Source organism: Novosphingobium terrae, assembly GCF_017163935.1.
Taxonomy (GTDB): Bacteria; Pseudomonadota; Alphaproteobacteria; order Sphingomonadales; family Sphingomonadaceae; genus Novosphingobium; species Novosphingobium terrae.
This window is the reverse complement of sequence record NZ_JABVZR010000001.1, coordinates 1,219,846-1,239,112: the sequence shown is the minus strand read 5'-3', so window position 1 is coordinate 1,239,112 and position 19,267 is coordinate 1,219,846. Positions and strand designations below refer to the sequence as shown.

Below are 19,267 nucleotides of genomic sequence, written 5' to 3'. Positions count from 1 at the left end.
TTTCCTTATTCCGCCGGTTGCCAGGCAGAGTCATGCGTGGCCTTGCCGCCCTTCCTGCGGGCCATCCGCAGGGAGAGCTTGCGCAGCAGCACATAGAAGCTGGGGGTGTAGAGCAGGCCGAAACCGGTCACGCCCGCCATGCCGAAGAACACCGCCGTACCCAGCGCCTGCCGAAGTTCGGCGCCAGCACCGGTCGCCATCACCAGCGGCACGGCGCCGAGGATGAAGGCCAGCGAGGTCATCAGGATCGGGCGGAGACGGGTGCGGGCGGCAAAGACGGCGGCTTCCACCGGGTCCATGCCCTGCTCGTCCTCGGCCTGCTTGGCGAATTCCACCACAAGGATGGCGTTCTTGGCCGCCAGAGCAATCAGCACCACCAGACCGATCTGCGTCAGGACGTTGTTGTCCATCCCGCGCAGATTGATCCCCAGCATCGCGGCCAGCAAGCACATCGGCACGATCAGGATGATCGAGAGAGGCAGGGCAAGGCTTTCATACTGGGCAGCCAGCACCAGGAAGACGAAGAACACAGCCATGCCGAAGACCAGACCGGCGGTGTTGCCGGCATACTTCTGCTGATAGGCGATGTCCGTCCAGTCACCGCCGTAACCGGCAGGCAGCGTCTCGGCGAGCTTCTCCATCGTGGCGAGCGACTGGCCGGTCGAATAGCCCGGAGCCGTGTCACCGTCGATTTCGACAGCGGGTTGCAGATTGTAGCGCACCACGCGGTAGGGGCCGGTCTTGTCGCTGAAGGTGGCGACCGAACCGATGGGCACCATCTGGCCGGTGTTCGAGCGCGTCTTCAGATTGGCAATATCGGCAACCGTTTCGCGGCTGGCCTGATCGGCCTGGGCGGTCACGTGATAGGTGCGGCCCAGCAGGTTGAAGTCATTGACGAAGCTGGAGCCCAGATAGACCTGCAGCGCTTCAAAGATACGCTCAGGGGGAACGCCCAGCAGATCGGCCTTGCGGCGGTCGACATCGGCCCAGACGCGCGGCGTGCCGACGTCGAAGAGCGTGTAGACCTGATGCAGACCCTTTTCGGCATTCGCCTTGGCAATCAGCGCCCAGGCCTGCTTGTTCAGCTCGTCATAGCCACGGCCCTCGCGGTCCTGAAGCATGAAGCGGTAACCACCGGCAGCACCGATGCCCTGAATGACCGGCGGCGGCACCAGAATGATGCGAGCCTTGTCGTAACCGGCCACGGCCTTCTGCGCCTGATCCATGATGCCCTTGTAGGTGGCACCCAGCTTCTTGCGCTCGTCGAAGGTCTTGAAGGGGAAGTAGATGGCGGCAGAGTTGGGCGCCGAGGTCTGCGAGGGACCATGGAAACCGGCGAACATCACCGCACCGCGCAGACCCTGAATGGGCAGGATCTTGGCGGCCACCTCACGGGTGACGGCATCGGTACGTTCCAGCGAGGCACCAGACGGAAGCTGGATCACCGCAAGGAAGTAACCCTGATCCTGCGCCGGGATAAAGCCCGAGGGGGTGATGACGAACATGCCCACGGTCGCCGCGATCAGCGCCGCATAGGTGGCCATCACCTTCTTGGGTGCGCCCAGCATGCGGCGCGTCAGGCGGGCGTAACCGTCCGACAGACGCTCGAAGCCCGCATTGAAACGGTCGGCGGCGCGGGCCAGCAGGCGCTGCCAGGCAGGCTTGCTGTGGTCGTCGGCGATGCTGCCATGCTTGTGGCGCAGCAGCAAAGCGGCGGCGGCAGGCGAGAGCGTCAGCGAGAGGATCAGCGAGATGATCGTCGCGGTCGAGATGGTCACGGCGAACTGCTTGTAGAAAGCACCCGACAGGCCGGTGATGAACAGCGTCGGCACAAACACCGCGCAAAGCACCAGCACAATGGCCACCAGCGCCGTCGAGACCTCATCCATCGAGACGCGGGCCGCTTCCAGCGGGGAGAGACCGTTCTCGATGTTGCGCTCGACGTTTTCGACCACCACGATGGCGTCATCGACCACGATGCCGATGGCTAGCACAAGGCCGAACAGCGACAGGTTGTTGAGCGAATAGCCCAGTGCCAGCAGCACGACGGAGGAACCCACCAGCGAGACCGGAATGGCGATGATCGGGATGATCGCCGCGCGCCAGTTCTGCAGGAAGATCAGGATCACCAGCACCACCAGCACCACGGCTTCGAACAGCGTGTGGTACACGGCGTCGATCGACTGGCTGATGAATTCGGTGGGGTTGTAGATCACCGAATATTCCATGCCCTTGGGGAAGGACTTGGAGATGGTGTCCATCTCATGCTTGACCTTGGCCGCAGCCTCCAGAGCGTTCGAGCCCGGGCGCTGCATCACCGCGATCACCACGGTGGGCTTGTTCGAGAGATAGGTGTTGATGTTGTAGTCCTGAGCGCCCAGCTCCACGCGCGCCACATCGCGCACGCGCACCTGATGGCCATCGGCATCGGTGCGGATGACGATATCGGCAAACTGCTGAGGCTCGGTCAGACGGCCCTGCATTTCCACGCCGAGCTGGAAGGCATCGCCGTGGTTGGCCGGCGGCTGACCCAGCGCGCCAGAAGACACCTGCACGTTCTGCGCGCGCAGAGCCGCAACGATCTCGCCAGCGGTCAGGTTCAGTGCGGCAGCACGGCCCGGATCGATCCAGATGCGCATGCCGTAATCGCGCGAGCCGAACAGGTTGATGTCACCCACGCCATCGAGACGCGCGAGGCGGTCCTTGACCTGCGTGAGGGCATAGTTCGACAGATAATCGCGGTTCAGGCTGCCATCGGGCGACTGCAGGTTGACCACCATCAGGAAGTCCGGCGTGGTCTTGCGCGTCACGACGCCAAGGCGCTGCACCTCTTCGGGCAGACGCGGCACGGCCACGGCGACACGGTTCTGCACCAGCACCTGAGCGGTATCGAGATCGGTGCCGACCTTGAAGGTGACGGTGATGGTCACCTTGCCGTCGCCGGTCGACTGGCTGCTCATATAGAGCATGTTGTCGACGCCGTTGATCTCCTGCTCGATGGGAGAGGCGACGGTGTTGGCCACGGTTTCAGCCGAGGCGCCCGGATATTGGGCGGCGACCGTCACCGTGGGGGGGACGATGTTGGGATATTGGCTGATCGGCAGGCTGACGAATGCCAGCGCGCCCACCACCATGATCACCACGGCGATCACGGCGGCGAAGATCGGCCTGTCGATGAAAAAGCGGGAAAGTCGCATGGGAGGGGGTGTCCCGTGAGAAAGAGGTTTTAGTGGGCCAGCGTGGCTTGGGCAGCCACGGGCGCCGAAATGCCGGGGTCGGTGGCGACGGGCGCGGGCTTGATCGGCTCATTGTGGACCGAGACCTTGGCGCCGGGCATCGCGGCCTGGAAATTGGTCACAACCACCTGATCGGTGGGCAGCAGACCGCTGCGGATGATGCGCAGACCGCGCACCACGGGGCCCAGTTCCACCGGCTTGGCGGCAACCGTGCCGCCCTTGCCGACGACCAGCACCGTCTTGCGGGCCTGATCGGACTGGATCGCCTCGTCAGGCACCATCAGCGCCTGCACCGTGCCGCCGTTCGAGAGGCGCATGTTGCCGAACATGCCGGGCGCCAGGAACAGCTTGGGGTTGTCGATGATGGCGCGGCCACGGATCGTGCCCGAATGCGGGTCCAGCCCGTTGTCGGTGAAGTCCAGACGGCCCTTCCAGTTGTAGCCGGATTCGTCCTGCAGCTTGATTTCCACCTCGGGTGCCTGACCGTTCTTGGCGCGGTCACGCTGGGCCTTGAGGTAGAGCGCTTCGGAGGAATCGAAGGTGTAATAGATCGGGTTCAACGCATTGATCGTGGTGAGCAGCGAGGCATTGGCCCCCTCACCCGCCGCGACCAGATTGCCGACATCGACGCGGCGATCCGAAATGCGGCCCGAAATCGGCGCGCGCACTTGGGTCCATTCCATATCGAGCGCGCGCTGGCGGGCGCGAGCCTGAGCAGCGGCCAGAGCGGCCTGCGCCGACTGCATGCGCGAACGCAGGCTGTCGACCTCTCCGGCGGACACGGCCTCGTCGCCCGTCAGGCGGCCGACACGGGCGTAATCGGACTTGGCGAGCGCCAGAGCGCTGGCCGCGCTGGCGACATTGGCCTGCGCTTCGGCCAGAGCGGCCTGATAGGGGCGCTGGTCGATGGTGAAGAGCAGCTGGCCCTTCTGCACCAGATCGCCGTCATGGAAGTGAAGCGCGGTGATCTGCCCGGCAACGCGGGGGCGCACCTCGACGCTCTGGCTGGGGGCGAAGCGGCCGACATAATCGTCCCACTGCACCACCTGGCTGGCGAGCGGCGTGGCCACGCCCAGCATCACTTCGGGGGCGACAGTGGCCTGTGCCGGGCGGTGCAGCGCCTGCCAGCCGATACCGGCAACAAAGGCCAGAGCCATGGCGCCGATCGCCAGATTGCGGGTCGAGAACGAGCGGGGGGCGCGGGTTTCCGCTGCCGCCTCGGCTTCGGCGCGAGTCTTGAGGGTGGTTTGCATATCCATGGGGGGAACTCCGGCGTTTGTGTCGGATCGGTAATGTGTCGGATCTTGATGAGGCGGCGTTGAAGGGCTGCGGACGACACGCGACGACGCCAGCGCCCGCTCTCGCGCCACAAGGCACAGGCGGGCACCGCGCCGACGGCATGGCACCGACAGCCGAGCTGGGAACTCTGTCTTGAACCGGCCCCCCGTCCGGAGGGGCGCTTTCGGGGGGCTAGCGCGCCGCCGGACGAGAACCGGTATCGGCCCCATTCCCCACGCGGCCCCTATGGGTGACAGGCCGCGCAGGATGGACCGCGTGCAACATCATCCTGCATGATGTTGCGAGCATGAAGGCATCGGGGCGGCAGGACGGGACGGGGGGATGGTCCTGCACTTCAGCGGGGGGACTGGGCCCCGACGCCTTCAATACCAAGCGGTATAGAATGCTGCATCGCAACCGTCAACCGGATTTATATACCGCTTGGTAATTTTTTCAGCTGAGGTTCAGAATGGTTGTGAAACATAGCATTAGCCATGCTCGGCCCGGCAGCAATCCCCTGCCCTCAGCTTAAAGCCGATGGATGACAGCATGGTGAAAGCGCCAAATCCGGCGATGCCGGCTGTCCCATCAGCAGTCTGACAGGCTGTCTTAACGGCCCGGCCAGAGCGCCAGCGTGGTCTCGACCAGCTGCGCCAGCTGTTCACGGCAGGCACCGGAGCTGGCCTGCACGCCCATGCCCTGAAGCACGGCGGAGAGATAGGCCTGCAAGGCTTCAGGCTCCACACCCTCGGGCAGGTCGCCCTCTTCCTTGGCGCGGCGGAAGCGTTCGATGATCGCCCGGCTGGAGGATTCCTGGCGCGCCATCACCTCATGCTTGATCGAGTCGGCCTGAGTCGTGCAGGCCACAGCGCTGATCACACCAAGGCAGCAGCGCGGATCGGTGGTGCCGGTCTGCAATGCCAGCGCGCCGCGCAGGAACTGTTCGGCCACGCCCTTGGCGGTCGGCGCCACCAGCGCCTTTTGCACATAGGCCAGCTTGTCCCGCTCATAGAGGTCGAGCGCCTTGTAGAACAACGCTTCCTTATTGCCGAAACAGGCATACAGGCTGGGCTTGGTGATGCCCATCGCCTCGGTCAGCTCGGCCATCGAGGCGCCTTCGTAACCACGCGCCCAGAACACCTGAAGCGCCGCTGTCAGCGCCTCATCAGGGCAGAACTGGCGCGGCCGCCTACGGGTGGGAGCAACCGGCTCGATCATTGCGACGCTGTCTTCGATGCTTTCCATACCGAGCGGTATATAGTCCATGATGCACGAATCGTCCAGAGCGCTTTGACCCATGCGGCTTTGGTCCTAACGAGGCTCTTCCCGGGGGTTCCTCAGTCGAACACCCGCTTGCGATAGCCGAAATCAGCTTAACGCTTCATGGCCGTATCGATCGCCTGTTCCAGCCCCGGAGCGATCAGCGCCGCCCCTTCTTCCGAAACATGCAGATCGTCGCGATAGAGCATATGTCCGTTGCGCATGGCATAGCACAGCCCGCCCTCGCACAGCGGCGCAGAGGCATCGAACAGCGTCACATTGGGGTAGGAGCGAACGATCTTTTCCACCCGCGTGACATAGGCCTGACGGCGCCGGGCATTCTCGTCATGATCGGGCACCGCGCAGAGATCGTTGACCGTGGCGGCGTGGACGGGCCGCAGCCGGTCGAGGCAACTGGCCGGATTGAAGCTCATGCGGCGGTTGGGGAAGATCACGATCACCTGCTTATGCGCCTGCCTCAGCCTGGTGAGCGTGCGGCGCATCGCGGCCTCCATCGTGGCGGGGCCATCGACGGCGGGATTGGCGGCCACCTCGACATGCTCGCCATCGTTGACGTCCGTGTCTTCAGTGCCGCGCATATCCTGGATGTAATGGCCCGAGCTTGGCGTGAAGAGCCGGTCAGCATTGAGATAGGAGAGCAGCACCACCCGGATCGAGCGCGAGGCGATGGCGAAATCCAGCGCCTGATTGGTCAGGCGGTAATTGCCCAGCCGGCTGCGGTCGGGCCAGTCGGTGGTGCGGGAGTCGTAGAAAGGCGCCGCCTCGCTGGCCGAGGCGAGCAGCAGATTGTGATGCGTGACATGCGCCATGCCCGGAAACAGGCTGAGGTTGAGCGAGTCGCCGATCATCGCCACATCGGGCTTGCCGTCATGCAGCAGGTAGCAGAAATCATTCTGCGACGGATGTGCCATGCCGACACGCCCGGGCATCAGGCGGTAGCAGGCGGCCTTCTGATCCGCACTGCCCACCGGCGTCTGCCAGTTGAGCTGATGGGCAAAGGCGGCGGTGCGATCAGCGGTGTAAGAGGGCAGCGGCTTGTGCCCCCATACCCCCCATGCCCAGAGACCGAAGAGGCCCAGCGCCGCCATGGCCGTGATCAGACCCCACAGCTTGACCCCCGGACGACTGCCAAAGCGCAAAGGCTCTTCCACCAGCCGCATCGTCAGCCATGCCAGCAACACGGCGGCGCCCATGGCGATGGCGCGGGCCGTTACACTGTCGAAACCGGCGATGGCGGCATAGGCCAGCAGCGGCCAGTGCCAGAGATAGAGCGGATAGCTGATCGCGCCCACCCAGCGCATTGGCGCCAGCCCCAGCAGCCAGCGATTGACCCAGCCGCCCGGCCCCGCTGCCAGCAGCAGCACCGCGCCCGCCACGGCAGGCACAGCGTTCCAGCCGGGAAAGGGCTTTTCGGCGGTGACGAAGATCAGGCTGGCCGCGATCGCCGCCGCTCCCGCCGCGCCCAAAGCAGCGGCGATGGCAGGACGCGGCTGAAGGGCCGCCCCACGCGCATGAGCCAGCGCCAGCGCAGCGCCCGCCAGCAGCTCCCAGCCGCGCGCGGTGGGCCAGTAAAAGGCGGCGGAGATGTCGTGCCGCATCAGCAGCACCGCATGGGTGAAGCTGGCCAGCATCAGCGCAGCCAGCACGCCCCACACCACGCCCCTGCCCAACCGCTTGCCGATGCGATGCGCAATCAGCAGCAGCACCGGCCAGACGATGTAGAACTGCTCCTCGACGCCAAGGCTCCACAGGTGAAGCAGCGGCTTGGCGTCCGAGGCGGTGTCAAAATAGCCCGCCTCGCGATAGAGGACGAGGTTGACGATAAAGCCCGCACTGGCCGCGACATGCAAAGCCAGCCGGTGGAAATCGGCGTCGAACAGCTCCAGCCAGCCGAAACCCAGCACCGCCGCCATCATCACGACCAGCGCGGGATAGATCCGCCTCACCCGCCGGGCATAGAAGCGCAGGAAGCTGAAGCGGCCCTCATCCAGTTCGCGCAGCAGAATGCCGCTGATCAGATAGCCGGAGATGACGAAAAAAATGTCCACGCCGACAAAACCGCCGAAATGCTGGCGGGCAAAGGCGTGAAAGACGATCACCGAGCCCACCGCCACCGCGCGCAGCCCGTCGATATCCGGGCGGTAGCGGGCGGGAACATGCGGCGTGGTCATCGTGCGTCCTGGTTCAAAGCGGAAGCGGCGCGATAAGGCTGACGAGCCTGCTTGGCAAAGCGTTTTGCATCGAAGCCACAATGCCGGAAGACGGCGTAAAAAACCGTCCATATGCGGCAATCCGGCGCATCATCCACCAAGTCGATCAGTTTCAAAATGGAACATTGCTGTTCGTGCAGGAAAAGAAACAATCAGATGGACGCCCCATCAGCAAAATCCGGCACCGGCCAGAGTATCACCGCAGGGAAAAACTTCCCCGTCCTATCAGCGCCCTAGGAGAGCTGCGGCAGGACTTCTAAAAAGCACATAAAAATCCACCTGTTGCCAGTAAAACACACCTGTTTTCCCATAGTGGTAAAATGCCCCATGCCCCCGCCCCGCATTTCATGGCTTCTTCTGAGCATCAAAGGGCAGTCGAATGCATCACCCGACAGGGCATGATGCACAAGAGTTCAGGGACGAGTGTACAGCATTGCAACAACAAGGGTCGCCATATGATATGGTCGGCGCCGAAGGGCCCGGCTTGCCAATATTCCTTCGCCTGATGCGAATGGACATGATGGATTTTCTTTCTATCGGCTCCACCGTTTCAGCGCAGGCGGCGATCCTTGACTTCGCTCCCCCCGCCTTATGCCAATGTTCCGCAAGCCCGTTGCCGGTCGCCCCGCTTGGCGCGCCCTGCCGCGAAGCGCGCGGCCAAGATGACACGCAAGACACAAAGGTGGCTCCACATGGAGCGCATCGGCCCTTCCCGGCCATGCGCAAGCTGCGGGCACACTGACGGATCGCGACGACACGAGGATGGCTGGAAGCGCTCTATTTCGCAAAGAAAAGGGGGCTTTATGAAAAAGACGACGACTTCGATGCTGGCACTGGTGATCGCCGGAGCTTACGCTCTGCCCGCCATGGCCGCGCCCGCACCTGCACCTGCCGCCGCCGCTGCGGGGGATGACGAAGGCGGTGCGATCATCGTGACCGGCACGCGCACCACCGGCATGAAGGCCGCCGACAGCCCGGCGCCGATCCAGATTCTGGGCAGTGACATGCTCAAGCGCACCGGCTCGCCCGACATGATCCAGAGCCTGGCGCAGAACCTGCCGCAGATCCAGGCGCAGGGCTTCGGCAGCGATCTTGCCGCGCTCAGCCCCGCCATGAAACTGCGCGGCCTGTCGCCCAACCACACGCTGATCCTCGTCAACGGCAAGCGCCGTCACGGCACCGCCAACCTCAACGTCTCGGGCGGTCCTTTCGGCGGTGGCGCCGCGCCTGACACCAGCTACATCCTGTCTGACTCGGTCGATCACGTCGAAGTGCTGACCGATGGCGCGGCCGCGCAATATGGCACGGACGCCATCGCGGGCGTCGTCAACTTCATCCAGAAGAAGGCCAACCATGGCGGCGTGCTGAACGTCACCGGCGGCCACTATATGGACCAGGGCGGCGGCAATTACGACATTTCGGGCAACATCGGCATCGAGCCGACCGAAGGCATGTATCTGAACATCACCGCCGAAACCAAATACAAGGCGCACAGCTTCCGCGGCGATATCGATCCCCGCGTGTCCGGCAGCAATGCCACCGCCGTGGGCAATCTGGCCAAATATCCGGCGCTGACCTCGGCGGCCAACTATCCCTATGTCAACCGCATCTCGGGCGACCCCGAAGTGAAGCAGACCGTGGCCAGCTACAATGCCGGTTACGAATGGAGCGATTTCGAAGTCTACAGCTTCGGCAGCTACGGCAAGAAGATCGCCCGCGCTTTCGAGAACTATCGCACCCCCGCTCAGGTGGTCAGCGCAGCGGGCGTGCCGCTGTTCTCCACCGGCTTCTCGCCGCTCGAAGAGATCGAGGAAACCGACTATCAGGTCACCGGCGGCTTCAAGGGCGCGATCAGCGACACGCATTTCGATCTGGCCACCCAGTTCTCCAAGGATCAGATCGGCGTCAACACGCAGGATTCGGCCAACGCCGAATACTACAAGGCCTATGGCGTCACCCCCACCCAGTTCCACAACGGCGATTTCGCCACGACCATGTGGGACAGCACGCTCGATCTGACGCGCTCGGTCGATGTGGGTCTGGCCGGGCCGCTCAACATCGCGGCTGGTCTGGAATATCGCCGTGAAAGCTACCAGATCAAGGCCGGTGACCCCGCGTCCTACTATGGCGGCGGCGCGCAGTCGTTCTTCGGCTACGGCCCCACCAACGCCAGCTACCACAGCCGCCGCAACTTCGCGCAATATCTCGACCTCAGCATCAAGCCCGTCGACAAGTGGCTGGTCGATGGCGCGGTCCGCCACGAGCACTTCAGCGACTTTGGCGACACCACCGTCTTCAAGCTGACCAGCCGTTACGACTTCACTCCCGCTGTCGCCATCCGCGGCACGGTGTCGACCGGCTTCCGCGCCCCCACCCTGGCCGAGGAATATTACTCGGGCATCAACGTGGGCCCCAGCAGCATCAGCGGCGTGCTTCAGGCCAACTCGGCGGCGGCACAGTCGCTCGGCTTCTCGGGCCTGAAGCCTGAAAAGTCGACCAGCTTCAGCGCCGGCCTCGTGCTCAACCCGCTGCCCAAGCTGACCATCACCATCGACGCCTATCAGACGACGATCCGCAACCGCATCATCATCTCCTCCAGCTTCTATGGCTTCCGCGGCAGCTACTGCCCCTCGACCTACTACAATGCGGCAGGCACCAGCCCCACCCTGTCGGGCTGCGTCGCCAACTACAGCCAGGATCTCTACAATCTCTACAACCAGTCGGCGGTGTATAATGCGGTCTCCACCGCGCTGGGCGGCGCGATCCCCAGCTACATCCAGACCAACACCGGCACCGGCGGCTTCAACACCTCCGGCTCGGTCGCGGTGCAGACCTTTGCCAATGGCGTGGACATGCGCACCCGCGGCATCGATTTCATGGCCACCTACCCCACCGAACTGCCCGCCGGCCTTGGCCGCGTGGACTGGTCGCTCTCGGCCAACTACAATGACAACAAGGTGCAGAAGATCGCGGCACTGCCCTCGGCCCTCTACACCAGCACCACCAACCCGACCGCCTCGGCGCTGATCTCGCGCTATGACGTGTCGAACCTGCAGGACACCACCCCCAAGTTCCGCGCCACGCTGGGCGGATTCTGGAAGGTGGGCAAGTTCAGCGCCAACCTGCGCGAGAGCTTCTACTCGGCCTCGGCCCTGCTGACGACCGCCACCTCGGGCGCGGACTTCCGCGAGCATATCAAGGCCGCCTTCATCACCGATCTGGAACTGGACTACGACCTGTTCAAGAACGTGAAGCTGGCCGTGGGCGCCAACAACCTGACCAACCACTACCCCACCAAGATCAGCTACGAAGCGATCCGCGCGGGCTACCTGGCCTCGGGTTCGTCCAGCTATGCCACGCAGTACCCGTCCTTCTCGCCCTACGGCATCAACGGCGGGTCCTACTACGGGCGCGTGACCGTGAAGTGGTAAGCCTCTAACTTCATCCATGAGGGAGGGAACGCCGTCGGGAAACCGGCGGCGTTCTTTTGTGTGCGCTTCGGGGAGGTTGAAGGGAGAAGGGAAGATGCGAGGGGGTTACCCCCTCGCGCTCCCGTTCCGTCTTCCGGCGATGGGGTAGTGGTTCCCGATCCTGGTGCCCAGCCTCTCCACCTGCGCAGCATAGAGCACCGCAGGCAGGAGAACTCCACCCCTCTCGGTAGACCTGTCTGATAAGGCTGCCTGCGGCGCTGTGGTGTGACTGAAGGTTGCCCCACCTCCCCCCTCCCTAAGGCCGCTTAACCCTGCCTGCTGCCGCACCAAAGGCAAATCGGCAGACATTTCCTCCGCCGAAGTGCCACAGCCGCCACGCCGCGACCTCCCTCAAGGCCGAACCCTCAGCGCCGACGCCGACAGAACCCGGGAGCGCGAGGGTGTAACACCCTCGCATTTCTCTTTCTCCCTTTCCCTTCCCCGCAAACAAAAAAGGCCGCTTCCCGAAGGAAGCGGCCCTCATCGGCAGCCGTGAAAGGATCAGGTCACATCAGGCAACCCACACCTTATCCAGCGCCAGAGCGAAGTTCTTCATATCGTCCATCGAGCCCACGGTGATGCGCGACACATTGGGCCAGATCGGCCAGCTGCGACCGATTTCCACGCTTTGCGTGCGGAACTTGGCCTGCATCTCCTTGGCGGTCTTGTTGCCCCATTCGACCATGAACATGTTGGCCTGGGTCGGCATCGTCTTGATGCCCTTCTTCTTCAGCGCGTCCAGAGCATAGGCGCGGGCCACCTCCATCTCGGCCTTGCGCTTGGCGATGCCCTGCGCGTCGAGCAGGCTGGCCGTGGCGCAGACCAGCGAAGGCAGCGGCAGAGCGCCGGACTGCATGCCGCCGTCATAACGCATCATCTTGGCGATGTTCTCGGGCTGGGTCATGATGAAGCCCATGCGCATGCCCGCCATGCCGAAGATCTTCGAGAAGGTGCGCATCACGATCAGGTCGGGATACTTCATGATCAGCTTGGAGGCGACCGGCACGCCCGCGAAATGGGTGTAGGCCTCATCCACCAGCACCATCGAACCGGCAGGCTTGTTCTGCAGCAGCCATTCGATGTCGGCGATCGGGGTGATCGTGCCGGTCGGGTTGTTGGGCGTGCAGATATAGTAGAGACCAGCGTTGGGGTTGGCGGCCAGCATGCCCTTCACGTCATGACGCATATCGGGCAGCAGCGGCACGGCCTTCACCGGAGCGCCCAGCCACTGGGCGGTGCGACCGGCCAGCTCGAAGGTGGGATCGGCGGTGACCAGCCCCTTGGTGGGCGAGCAGAAGGTGATCACGCTGCGGCACAGCGGGTCCGACGAACCGGGCCACGGAGCGACATGGTCATAGGGCACGCCCTCGACCTGCATCACGGCCTTGATGAAATCGCCGCGCTCGTCATGGGGCGAGTAGCGGTTCGACTGGCTGATCATCTTGGCGGCGGCGGCCTGGCCGGGCATCAGCGGGCCGGTCCAGCATTCATTGGCGCCGATGCGCGTCTTGGCGGTGGGCGCCGGATCGGGCACGCCGCCCGAGGCCCAGGCGGGCGTACCGCTGGCGGCGACCATCGCCGCGCCCGTGCCGAAAACAGCGGCGATGCGCGCCAGATCGCGGCGGTTGAACCCGCGCGAGAGCAGGTCGTCCTGTGCCTCGGCGGAAAGAGTGTCGATGCTCTGGTTGTCCAGTTGCATGGATTGGGTCCCTCATGAATTTTGGTCTTGCAGAAACAAAAAAGGGGGAGCTTTCCGCTCCCCCTTCATACGCGATCAGTGCGCCATATGCATGGCGTTCTTGAACATGATAGCCGAGACGACCAGCAGATAGCAGCCGAAGATCTTGCGCAGCGGACCGGCAGGCAGGCTGTGCGCGGCGGCCACGCCATAGGGCGCCGAGATGATCGACATCGCCGAGATGGCGACCACGGCGGGCATGTTCACATAGCCCAGCGAACCGTAAGGCAGGCCGCTTTCACCGAAACCGATGATGGCAAAGCCGATGGCGCTGGGAATGGCGATCAGCGTGCCGATGCCAGCCGCCGTGGCGATGGCGCGGTGGATGGTGCGGCCGCTCAGCGTCATCACCATGATGGCGATGGTGCCGCCACCGATGCCCAGCAGCGCCGAAAAGGTGCCAAGGCCACCGGCAATCGCCATGCGCGGCGCCAGGCTGGGCATGTTGTCGCTCAGCTTGTGGTCGGCCAGCTTGGGCAGCAGGAACATCACGGCCATCAGGGCCACGCCGATGGCGAAGATCATCAGCAGCACATGGCCATCGACCTTGCCCGCCAGCATCACGCCCACAGCGTCGCCGACGATCAGCCATGGCGCCCATGTTTTCAGGATTTCAAACTCGACCGCACCACGTTTCGCATGCGACCGCAGCGAACGGAGCGAGGTGATGATGATGGTGGCCGCCGATGTGCCGATGGCGACATGGGCCAGCTGGTGCTTGTCACCGCCCAGCAGGGGCAGCACCAGCATCAGCGCGGGAACCACAACGAAACCGCCGCCAATACCGAAGATACCGGCAGCGAAACCTGCGACAAGACCGGCTGCCAGCATTGCCAATGCAGGCACCAGCCACATACTCATCTCTTGCGTCAAAATTCTGACCCCTTGTTTTAGAGCGTCCGGTCCGCTGCTTTGTGGGCGAGTTCACCATCGCGCCGGTCAAAGCCGTGCCATTCGTCCCTGTTGGGGTTTGTTTGCGCCTGACAGCTTTCTGGCGACAGAAGTGATTTACCCACTTGAATTTCGCCCCGGCTTGCGCATTGTAAAGGGAAGGCGCGCCCAAATCGCAGTTTTCGGATAGCCGCCCGCCCCCTCACGCAGCATTCGATCAGACATCCGCTCGAAGCGGGCCAGCCAGCTGCAGATTTACAGCCTGAAATCAAATTGATGTAACCTTGTATCGCAGCCTTTGGCGCGCGTGCCTCTCGCTTTGCCGCAAAGCCTTTGCAGGCATGATCAAGCGCCCATTTTCCCGAGTCGCGGCGCAGGAAACAGCCAAGGCCTTCCTGCCAGCCCCCACTCCATCCCCGACTGATGCTGCCTTGGGCCTTGCACACAGGGCAGCAAAGCGCAAACAAGGGCCCGTTCCCGAAGCGGCAACGCACGGGAGCTTGAGAAGGATCAGGAATGTTGTCTCTGCCCGCCGGTCTGACGGCGCATATCCCCGCCCTGGACCGCCTGCCCCGGCGCAAGGCCCGCGTGCTGGCAGTGGTGCTGGCGCTGCTGGTGGCCGCGCTGGCCGCCTGGTGCCTCACGGCCACGCCGCCGCCGATCAAGGTTGCCAAGAAGGGCGGCTACACCGATGTGCGGCTCTATCACGATATGGCCGCGCAGGTCGCCAAGGGGCAGAATTACTATGCCGCGGCAGCCACGCTGCACCGCGCGCATCACTATCCCCTCAAGCCTTTCATCACGATGCGCCAGCCCACCGAGGTCGTCTTTGCCGCGCGCTTCGGCTGGCAGGCGGTGCAGTATTTCTGCATGGCGGCGCTGTTTATCGGCACCTTCCTGTGGGTGCTGGCCACCGAGTACAAGCTCCATCTGATCGAGCGGCTGGCCTTGTTGGGCGCGCTGGGCGCGGGCGGATCGCAGGTCACGCAGCCCAACATCCTCGCGCTTCAGGAATACCCCGCCGGGCAATGCATCTGCATCGCGCTGGCGCTGTGGATCGGCTGGCCGCGCAAGTGGTGGCTGCCGATGATCCCCATCGCGCTGGGCCTGTTCATCCGCGAGCTGACCCTGCCCTTCGCCCTGCTCGCCCTCGCCTTCGCCGTGTTCGAGAAGCAATGGCGCGCTGTCGCGGGCTGGGTCGCCTTGCTGGCGGTATGGGGCGCCTTTATGGCCTGGCACGCCACGCAGGTGAACGCGCAGGCGCTGCCGAGCGACATCGCCTCCTCCGGCTGGCACGGGCTGCAGGGCTTCTCAGGCTTTCTCAAGGCGGTGATCTTCACCAGCACGCTGCAACCCCTGCCCCTTGGCGTGGCGCTGCTGACGGCCTCGCTGCCGCTGCTGGGCTGGCTCTCCCTGCAAGGGCGAGAGGGACGCTTCTGCATCCTGCTGGTCTTCGGCTATGCGCTGATGATCGCGCTCTTCTCGCGCGCGGACACCTTCTATTGGGGCGCAATCATGCTGCCCTGGTACTTTATCGGTTACGTGCTGTTGCCCCGTGCTGTCTGGCGCTTGTGGACCTATTGGAACACGCCGGATGAAGCGCCCGAGCAGGTAGAAGCAGCATAAAAGCAGGGGGCGTTACGCCCCCTGCACCCCCGTTACGTCTTCCGGCGAAAAGGCAGTGGCACCGAAACGGAGCGCCCGGCCTCTCCACCTGCGCAAGCTATGGCGTCGCAGGCAGTCGAATTGTAAGCGAGGGCTGCACTCGCATGTTAAAGCCTGCGGCGCAGCGACGTTGCTCCATGGCCGAGCCCGATGCGCAACGTGGACAAATAATGGGAGCGCGAGGGCCCGGAGCATGTCTCTTGAGACATGCAACCAACAAAGACCCACCCTCGCACTTACCCCTTTCTTCTTACCCCTGCGGAGCAATCGTCGGCGCATTCCCCGCGATCTTCAGCACCGCCGCCCATGTGTCGACATTCTGCTGCAGCTCCGCCGGATCGATCTTGTCCAGCGTATCGTCGGGCGTGTGGTGGATGTCGAAATAATGGGTCATGTCCTGAGTCATATCGATCACCGCGATCTTCTGCTCAGCGGCGATCGAGCCGACATCCTCGCCGCCCTCGGCCTTGTTCTCGCCGCGCACGACGCCCATGTCCGAGAGGCGCGCCGCGATGTTGTCGCCCAGCGCCTTGTCGGCGGCGCCCATGGCAATGTTCACGCGCCACACCCGGCCCGCGCCTGAATCCGATTCCATCGCCAGAGCATGCGGCTCCTTGGCATGGGCCTTGGCATAGGCCGCGCCACCGAAGCCGCCGCGCTCCTCCGCACCGGCCCAGAGCACGCGAATGGTGCGCAGCAATTGCCCGTCCTTCACCGCCTGCAAGGCAGCGGCAGTGACGATGGCGCAGCCCGCGCCGTCATCAATGGCGCCGGTGGCCAGATCCCAGCTGTCGAGATGGCAACCCACCAGAATGGGCGGCAGCGAGCGATCACGGCCCGGCAGTTCGGCCACCACATTGCCCGACTGCACATTGCCGGTGAAGCGCGGGGTCAGCGTGAGGGCGACCTGCTCGACCACGCCCTTTTTCGCGCGCAGGGCGATCAGATCGGCGTCGGGGGCCGAGACGGCGGCGGCGGCGATCGGCGTCACGCCCTTGTCCCAGCCGGTGAAGCCGGTGTGGGGATCGCGGTTGTGGTCGGTGCCGATCGAGCGGATCAGCACCGCCGCCGCGCCCTTGCTCGCCGCCAGCGAGGGGCCTGCACGGCGGGCATCGCCATAGGGCCCATAGCCCGCGCCATCCTGAGCGGCGCGCATGGCATTGTCGATGAAGACGATCTTGCCCTTCACGGCGGCATCGGGGGCAGCTTTCAGCGCGTCAAAGCTGGCGAAATAGACCATCGGCGCCTTGATGCCGCTGGCCGGCGTCGCGCCCGAATTGCCAAGGGCGGTTATGGCCAGCTTCTGCTCGGCAGCGCCCAGCAGCGTGGCGCTTTCCGCACCGCGCTCCCAGCCGGGCATGGTGTAGGGCTCGATATGCGGGTTGGTGAGGCCCAGCGCGGTCAGGCGCTTCACCGCCCAGTCGCGGGCATAGGCTTCGCGCGCGGTGCCGCCCAATCGCTGGCCGACCTCGCTGGTGAGGTCGGCGACGATGGTATAGGCCACCGTATCCTTCCCTCCCTGCGCCTGCGCGGTGACGGGGGCCGAAGCGGCGGCGATGCTGGCAGCAAGCGCCAGCGGGGAAAGAATGTTTCGCATAGGCGCAAGGATTAGCGCGCGCTTTGAAACCTGCCAATGGCCGAATGCCTCCCCCGCTTTATCCCGCCGTGGATCACTTTCAGCGCCGATGCGCCACGCCCCGCTTGGCAAGGGCCGGGCCAGCCTGTAGTGAGCGCGGCAAATCCGATAAAAACGCAAAATTCCGCGCATCATTTCGACTTGGAGACCGCCTGTGGCCGCCCAATACGCCTTCGTCATGAAGGACATGACCAAAACCTTCCCCGGCGCCGCCAAGCCGGTGCTGAGCAACATCAACCTGCAGTTCTATCAGGGCGCCAAGATCGGCATCGTGGGCCCGAACGGCGCGGGTAAATCCACCCTGATCAAGATCATGGGCGGCATCGACAAGGATTTCACCGGCGAGGCCTGGCCCGGCGAGAACATCACCGTCGGCTATCTGCCGCAGGAGCCGCAGCTCGATCCCACCAAGTCGGTGCTGGAAAACGTGAAGGATGGCGCGCGCGCCACCGCCGATCTGGTCGACCGCTTCAACGAGATCAGCAACATCATGGCCGATCCGCCGGAGGACGCCGATTTCGACGCGCTGATGGAAGAGATGGGCGATCTGCAGGGCAAGATCGACGCCGTCGATGGCTGGACGCTCGACAACCAGCTGGAAATCGCCATGGAAGCGCTGCGCTGCCCGCCGTCCGACTGGTCGGTGGAAAGCCTGTCGGGCGGTGAAAAGCGCCGTATCGCGCTGACCCGCCTGCTGATCCAGAAGCCGGACATCCTGCTGCTCGACGAACCGACCAACCACCTTGACGCGGAATCGGTCAACTGGCTGGAAAACCACCTGAAGGAATACCACGGCGCGGTGCTGATGATCACCCACGACCGTTACTTCCTCGACAATGTGGTGGACTGGATTCTGGAGCTCGATCGCGGGAAGTATTTCCCCTACGAGGGCAACTACTCCACCTATCTGGACAAGAAGGCCAAGCGCCTGGAGCAGGAGAGCCGCGAGGACGAAGGCCGCTCCAAGGCGATCAAGGACGAGCTGGAGTGGATCCGCGCCGGCACCAAGGGCCGCCAGACCAAGTCGAAAGCCCGTATCAAGGCCTTCGATCAGCTGGTGGAATCGCAGGAAACCCGCATCGTCAACAAGGCGCAGATCGTCATTCAGGTGCCCGAGCGTCTGGGCGGCAAGGTGATCGAGGCCAAGAACATCACCAAGGCCTACGGCGACAAGCTGCTGTTCGAGAACCTGTCCTTCCTGCTGCCCCCCGGTGGCATCGTGGGCGTGATCGGGCCGAACGGCGCGGGCAAGTCCACGCTGTTCAAGCTGATCACCGGGCAGGAGCAGCCCGATGAAGGCACGATCGAGATCGGCCAGACCGTGCGTCTGGGCTATGTCGACCAGAGCCGCGATCACCTCGATCCGTCGAAGAACGTCTGGGAGGAAATCTCGGACGGTCTGGATTACATGAAGGTCAACAAGCAGGACATGAGCACGCGTGCCTATGTCGGCGCGTTCAACTTCAAGGGTCAGGACCAGCAGAAGAACGTCGGCAAGCTGTCGGGCGGTGAGCGCAACCGCGTCCACATGGCCAAGATGCTGAAGCAGGGCGGCAACGTGCTGCTGCTCGACGAACCGACCAACGATCTGGACGTGGAAACCCTGCGCGCTCTGGAAGAAGCCATCGAGAACTTCGCTGGCTGCGCCGTGGTCATCAGCCACGACCGCTTCTTCCTTGACCGTCTGGCGACTCACATCCTCGCCTTCGAAGGCAACAGCCATGTCGAATGGTTCGAGGGCAACTTCGAAGCCTATGAGGAAGACAAGCGCCGCCGTCTGGGCGATGCGGCTGACCGCCCGACCGCGCTGGCCTATAAGAAGCTGACTCGCTGATCTTTTCAGCGTTTCGGTCAAGCGAAGC

11 protein-coding genes are annotated in these 19,267 nt (G+C 64.0%); 3 read left to right on the top strand and 8 right to left on the bottom strand.

What is annotated here, in order from left to right; genetic code table 11:
• Positions 1-5: 5 nt before the first annotated feature.
• From HGK27_RS05855 to HGK27_RS05835, 5 genes are all read right to left on the bottom strand, one after another.
• Complete coding sequence (locus tag HGK27_RS05855) at positions 6-3,197, bottom strand: efflux RND transporter permease subunit (RefSeq protein WP_206239501.1); 3,192 nt, start codon at positions 3,195-3,197, stop codon at positions 6-8.
• 29 nt (positions 3,198-3,226) lie between these two features.
• Positions 3,227-4,495, bottom strand: coding sequence for an efflux RND transporter periplasmic adaptor subunit (locus HGK27_RS05850; protein WP_206239499.1), 1,269 nt, complete (start codon positions 4,493-4,495; stop codon positions 3,227-3,229).
• Between the two features lie 628 nt (positions 4,496-5,123).
• Positions 5,124-5,759: a TetR/AcrR family transcriptional regulator gene (locus HGK27_RS05845; protein WP_407674633.1), complete on the bottom strand. Its 636-nt coding sequence runs from the start codon at positions 5,757-5,759 to the stop codon at positions 5,124-5,126.
• Positions 5,760-5,887: 128 nt separating this feature from the next.
• Positions 5,888-7,966, bottom strand: coding sequence for an acyltransferase family protein (locus tag HGK27_RS05840; protein WP_206239496.1), 2,079 nt, complete (start codon positions 7,964-7,966; stop codon positions 5,888-5,890).
• Positions 7,963-8,121, bottom strand: a complete 159-nt coding sequence (locus tag HGK27_RS05835) for a hypothetical protein (protein WP_206239495.1) — start codon at positions 8,119-8,121, stop codon at positions 7,963-7,965. Before HGK27_RS05835 ends, HGK27_RS05840 begins: the two co-directional genes overlap by 4 nt.
• 687 nt (positions 8,122-8,808) lie before the next feature.
• Between HGK27_RS05835 and HGK27_RS05830 the strand changes: the two genes are divergently transcribed.
• A complete protein-coding gene (locus HGK27_RS05830) occupies positions 8,809-11,436 on the top strand; it encodes a TonB-dependent receptor plug domain-containing protein (protein ID WP_241126862.1) in 2,628 nt (875 codons plus the stop codon).
• 550 nt (positions 11,437-11,986) lie between these two features.
• Here the strand turns inward: HGK27_RS05830 and HGK27_RS05825 are convergent.
• The gene (locus HGK27_RS05825; protein ID WP_206239493.1) at positions 11,987-13,174 is read right to left on the bottom strand and encodes an aminotransferase class I/II-fold pyridoxal phosphate-dependent enzyme; all 1,188 of its coding nucleotides are present in this window, start codon (positions 13,172-13,174) and stop codon (positions 11,987-11,989) included.
• A gap of 75 nt (positions 13,175-13,249) precedes the next feature.
• Positions 13,250-14,074, bottom strand: coding sequence for a sulfite exporter TauE/SafE family protein (locus HGK27_RS05820; RefSeq protein WP_407674602.1), 825 nt, complete (start codon positions 14,072-14,074; stop codon positions 13,250-13,252).
• Positions 14,075-14,620: 546 nt separating this feature from the next.
• Here HGK27_RS05820 and HGK27_RS05815 point away from each other — a divergent pair.
• Positions 14,621-15,730 (top strand): hypothetical protein, encoded by a 1,110-nt coding sequence (locus HGK27_RS05815; RefSeq protein WP_206239490.1) that lies wholly within the window; start codon positions 14,621-14,623, stop codon positions 15,728-15,730.
• A 289-nt stretch (positions 15,731-16,019) separates the two neighbouring features.
• Here the strand turns inward: HGK27_RS05815 and HGK27_RS05810 are convergent, their stop codons facing one another.
• Positions 16,020-17,366, bottom strand: coding sequence for a M28 family peptidase (locus tag HGK27_RS05810; RefSeq protein WP_206239488.1), 1,347 nt, complete (start codon positions 17,364-17,366; stop codon positions 16,020-16,022).
• A gap of 193 nt (positions 17,367-17,559) precedes the next feature.
• Between HGK27_RS05810 and ettA the strand changes: the two genes are divergently transcribed.
• Positions 17,560-19,239: an energy-dependent translational throttle protein EttA gene (ettA, locus tag HGK27_RS05805; RefSeq protein WP_206239484.1), complete on the top strand. Its 1,680-nt coding sequence runs from the start codon at positions 17,560-17,562 to the stop codon at positions 19,237-19,239.
• The last annotated feature ends 28 nt before the right edge of the window (positions 19,240-19,267 follow it).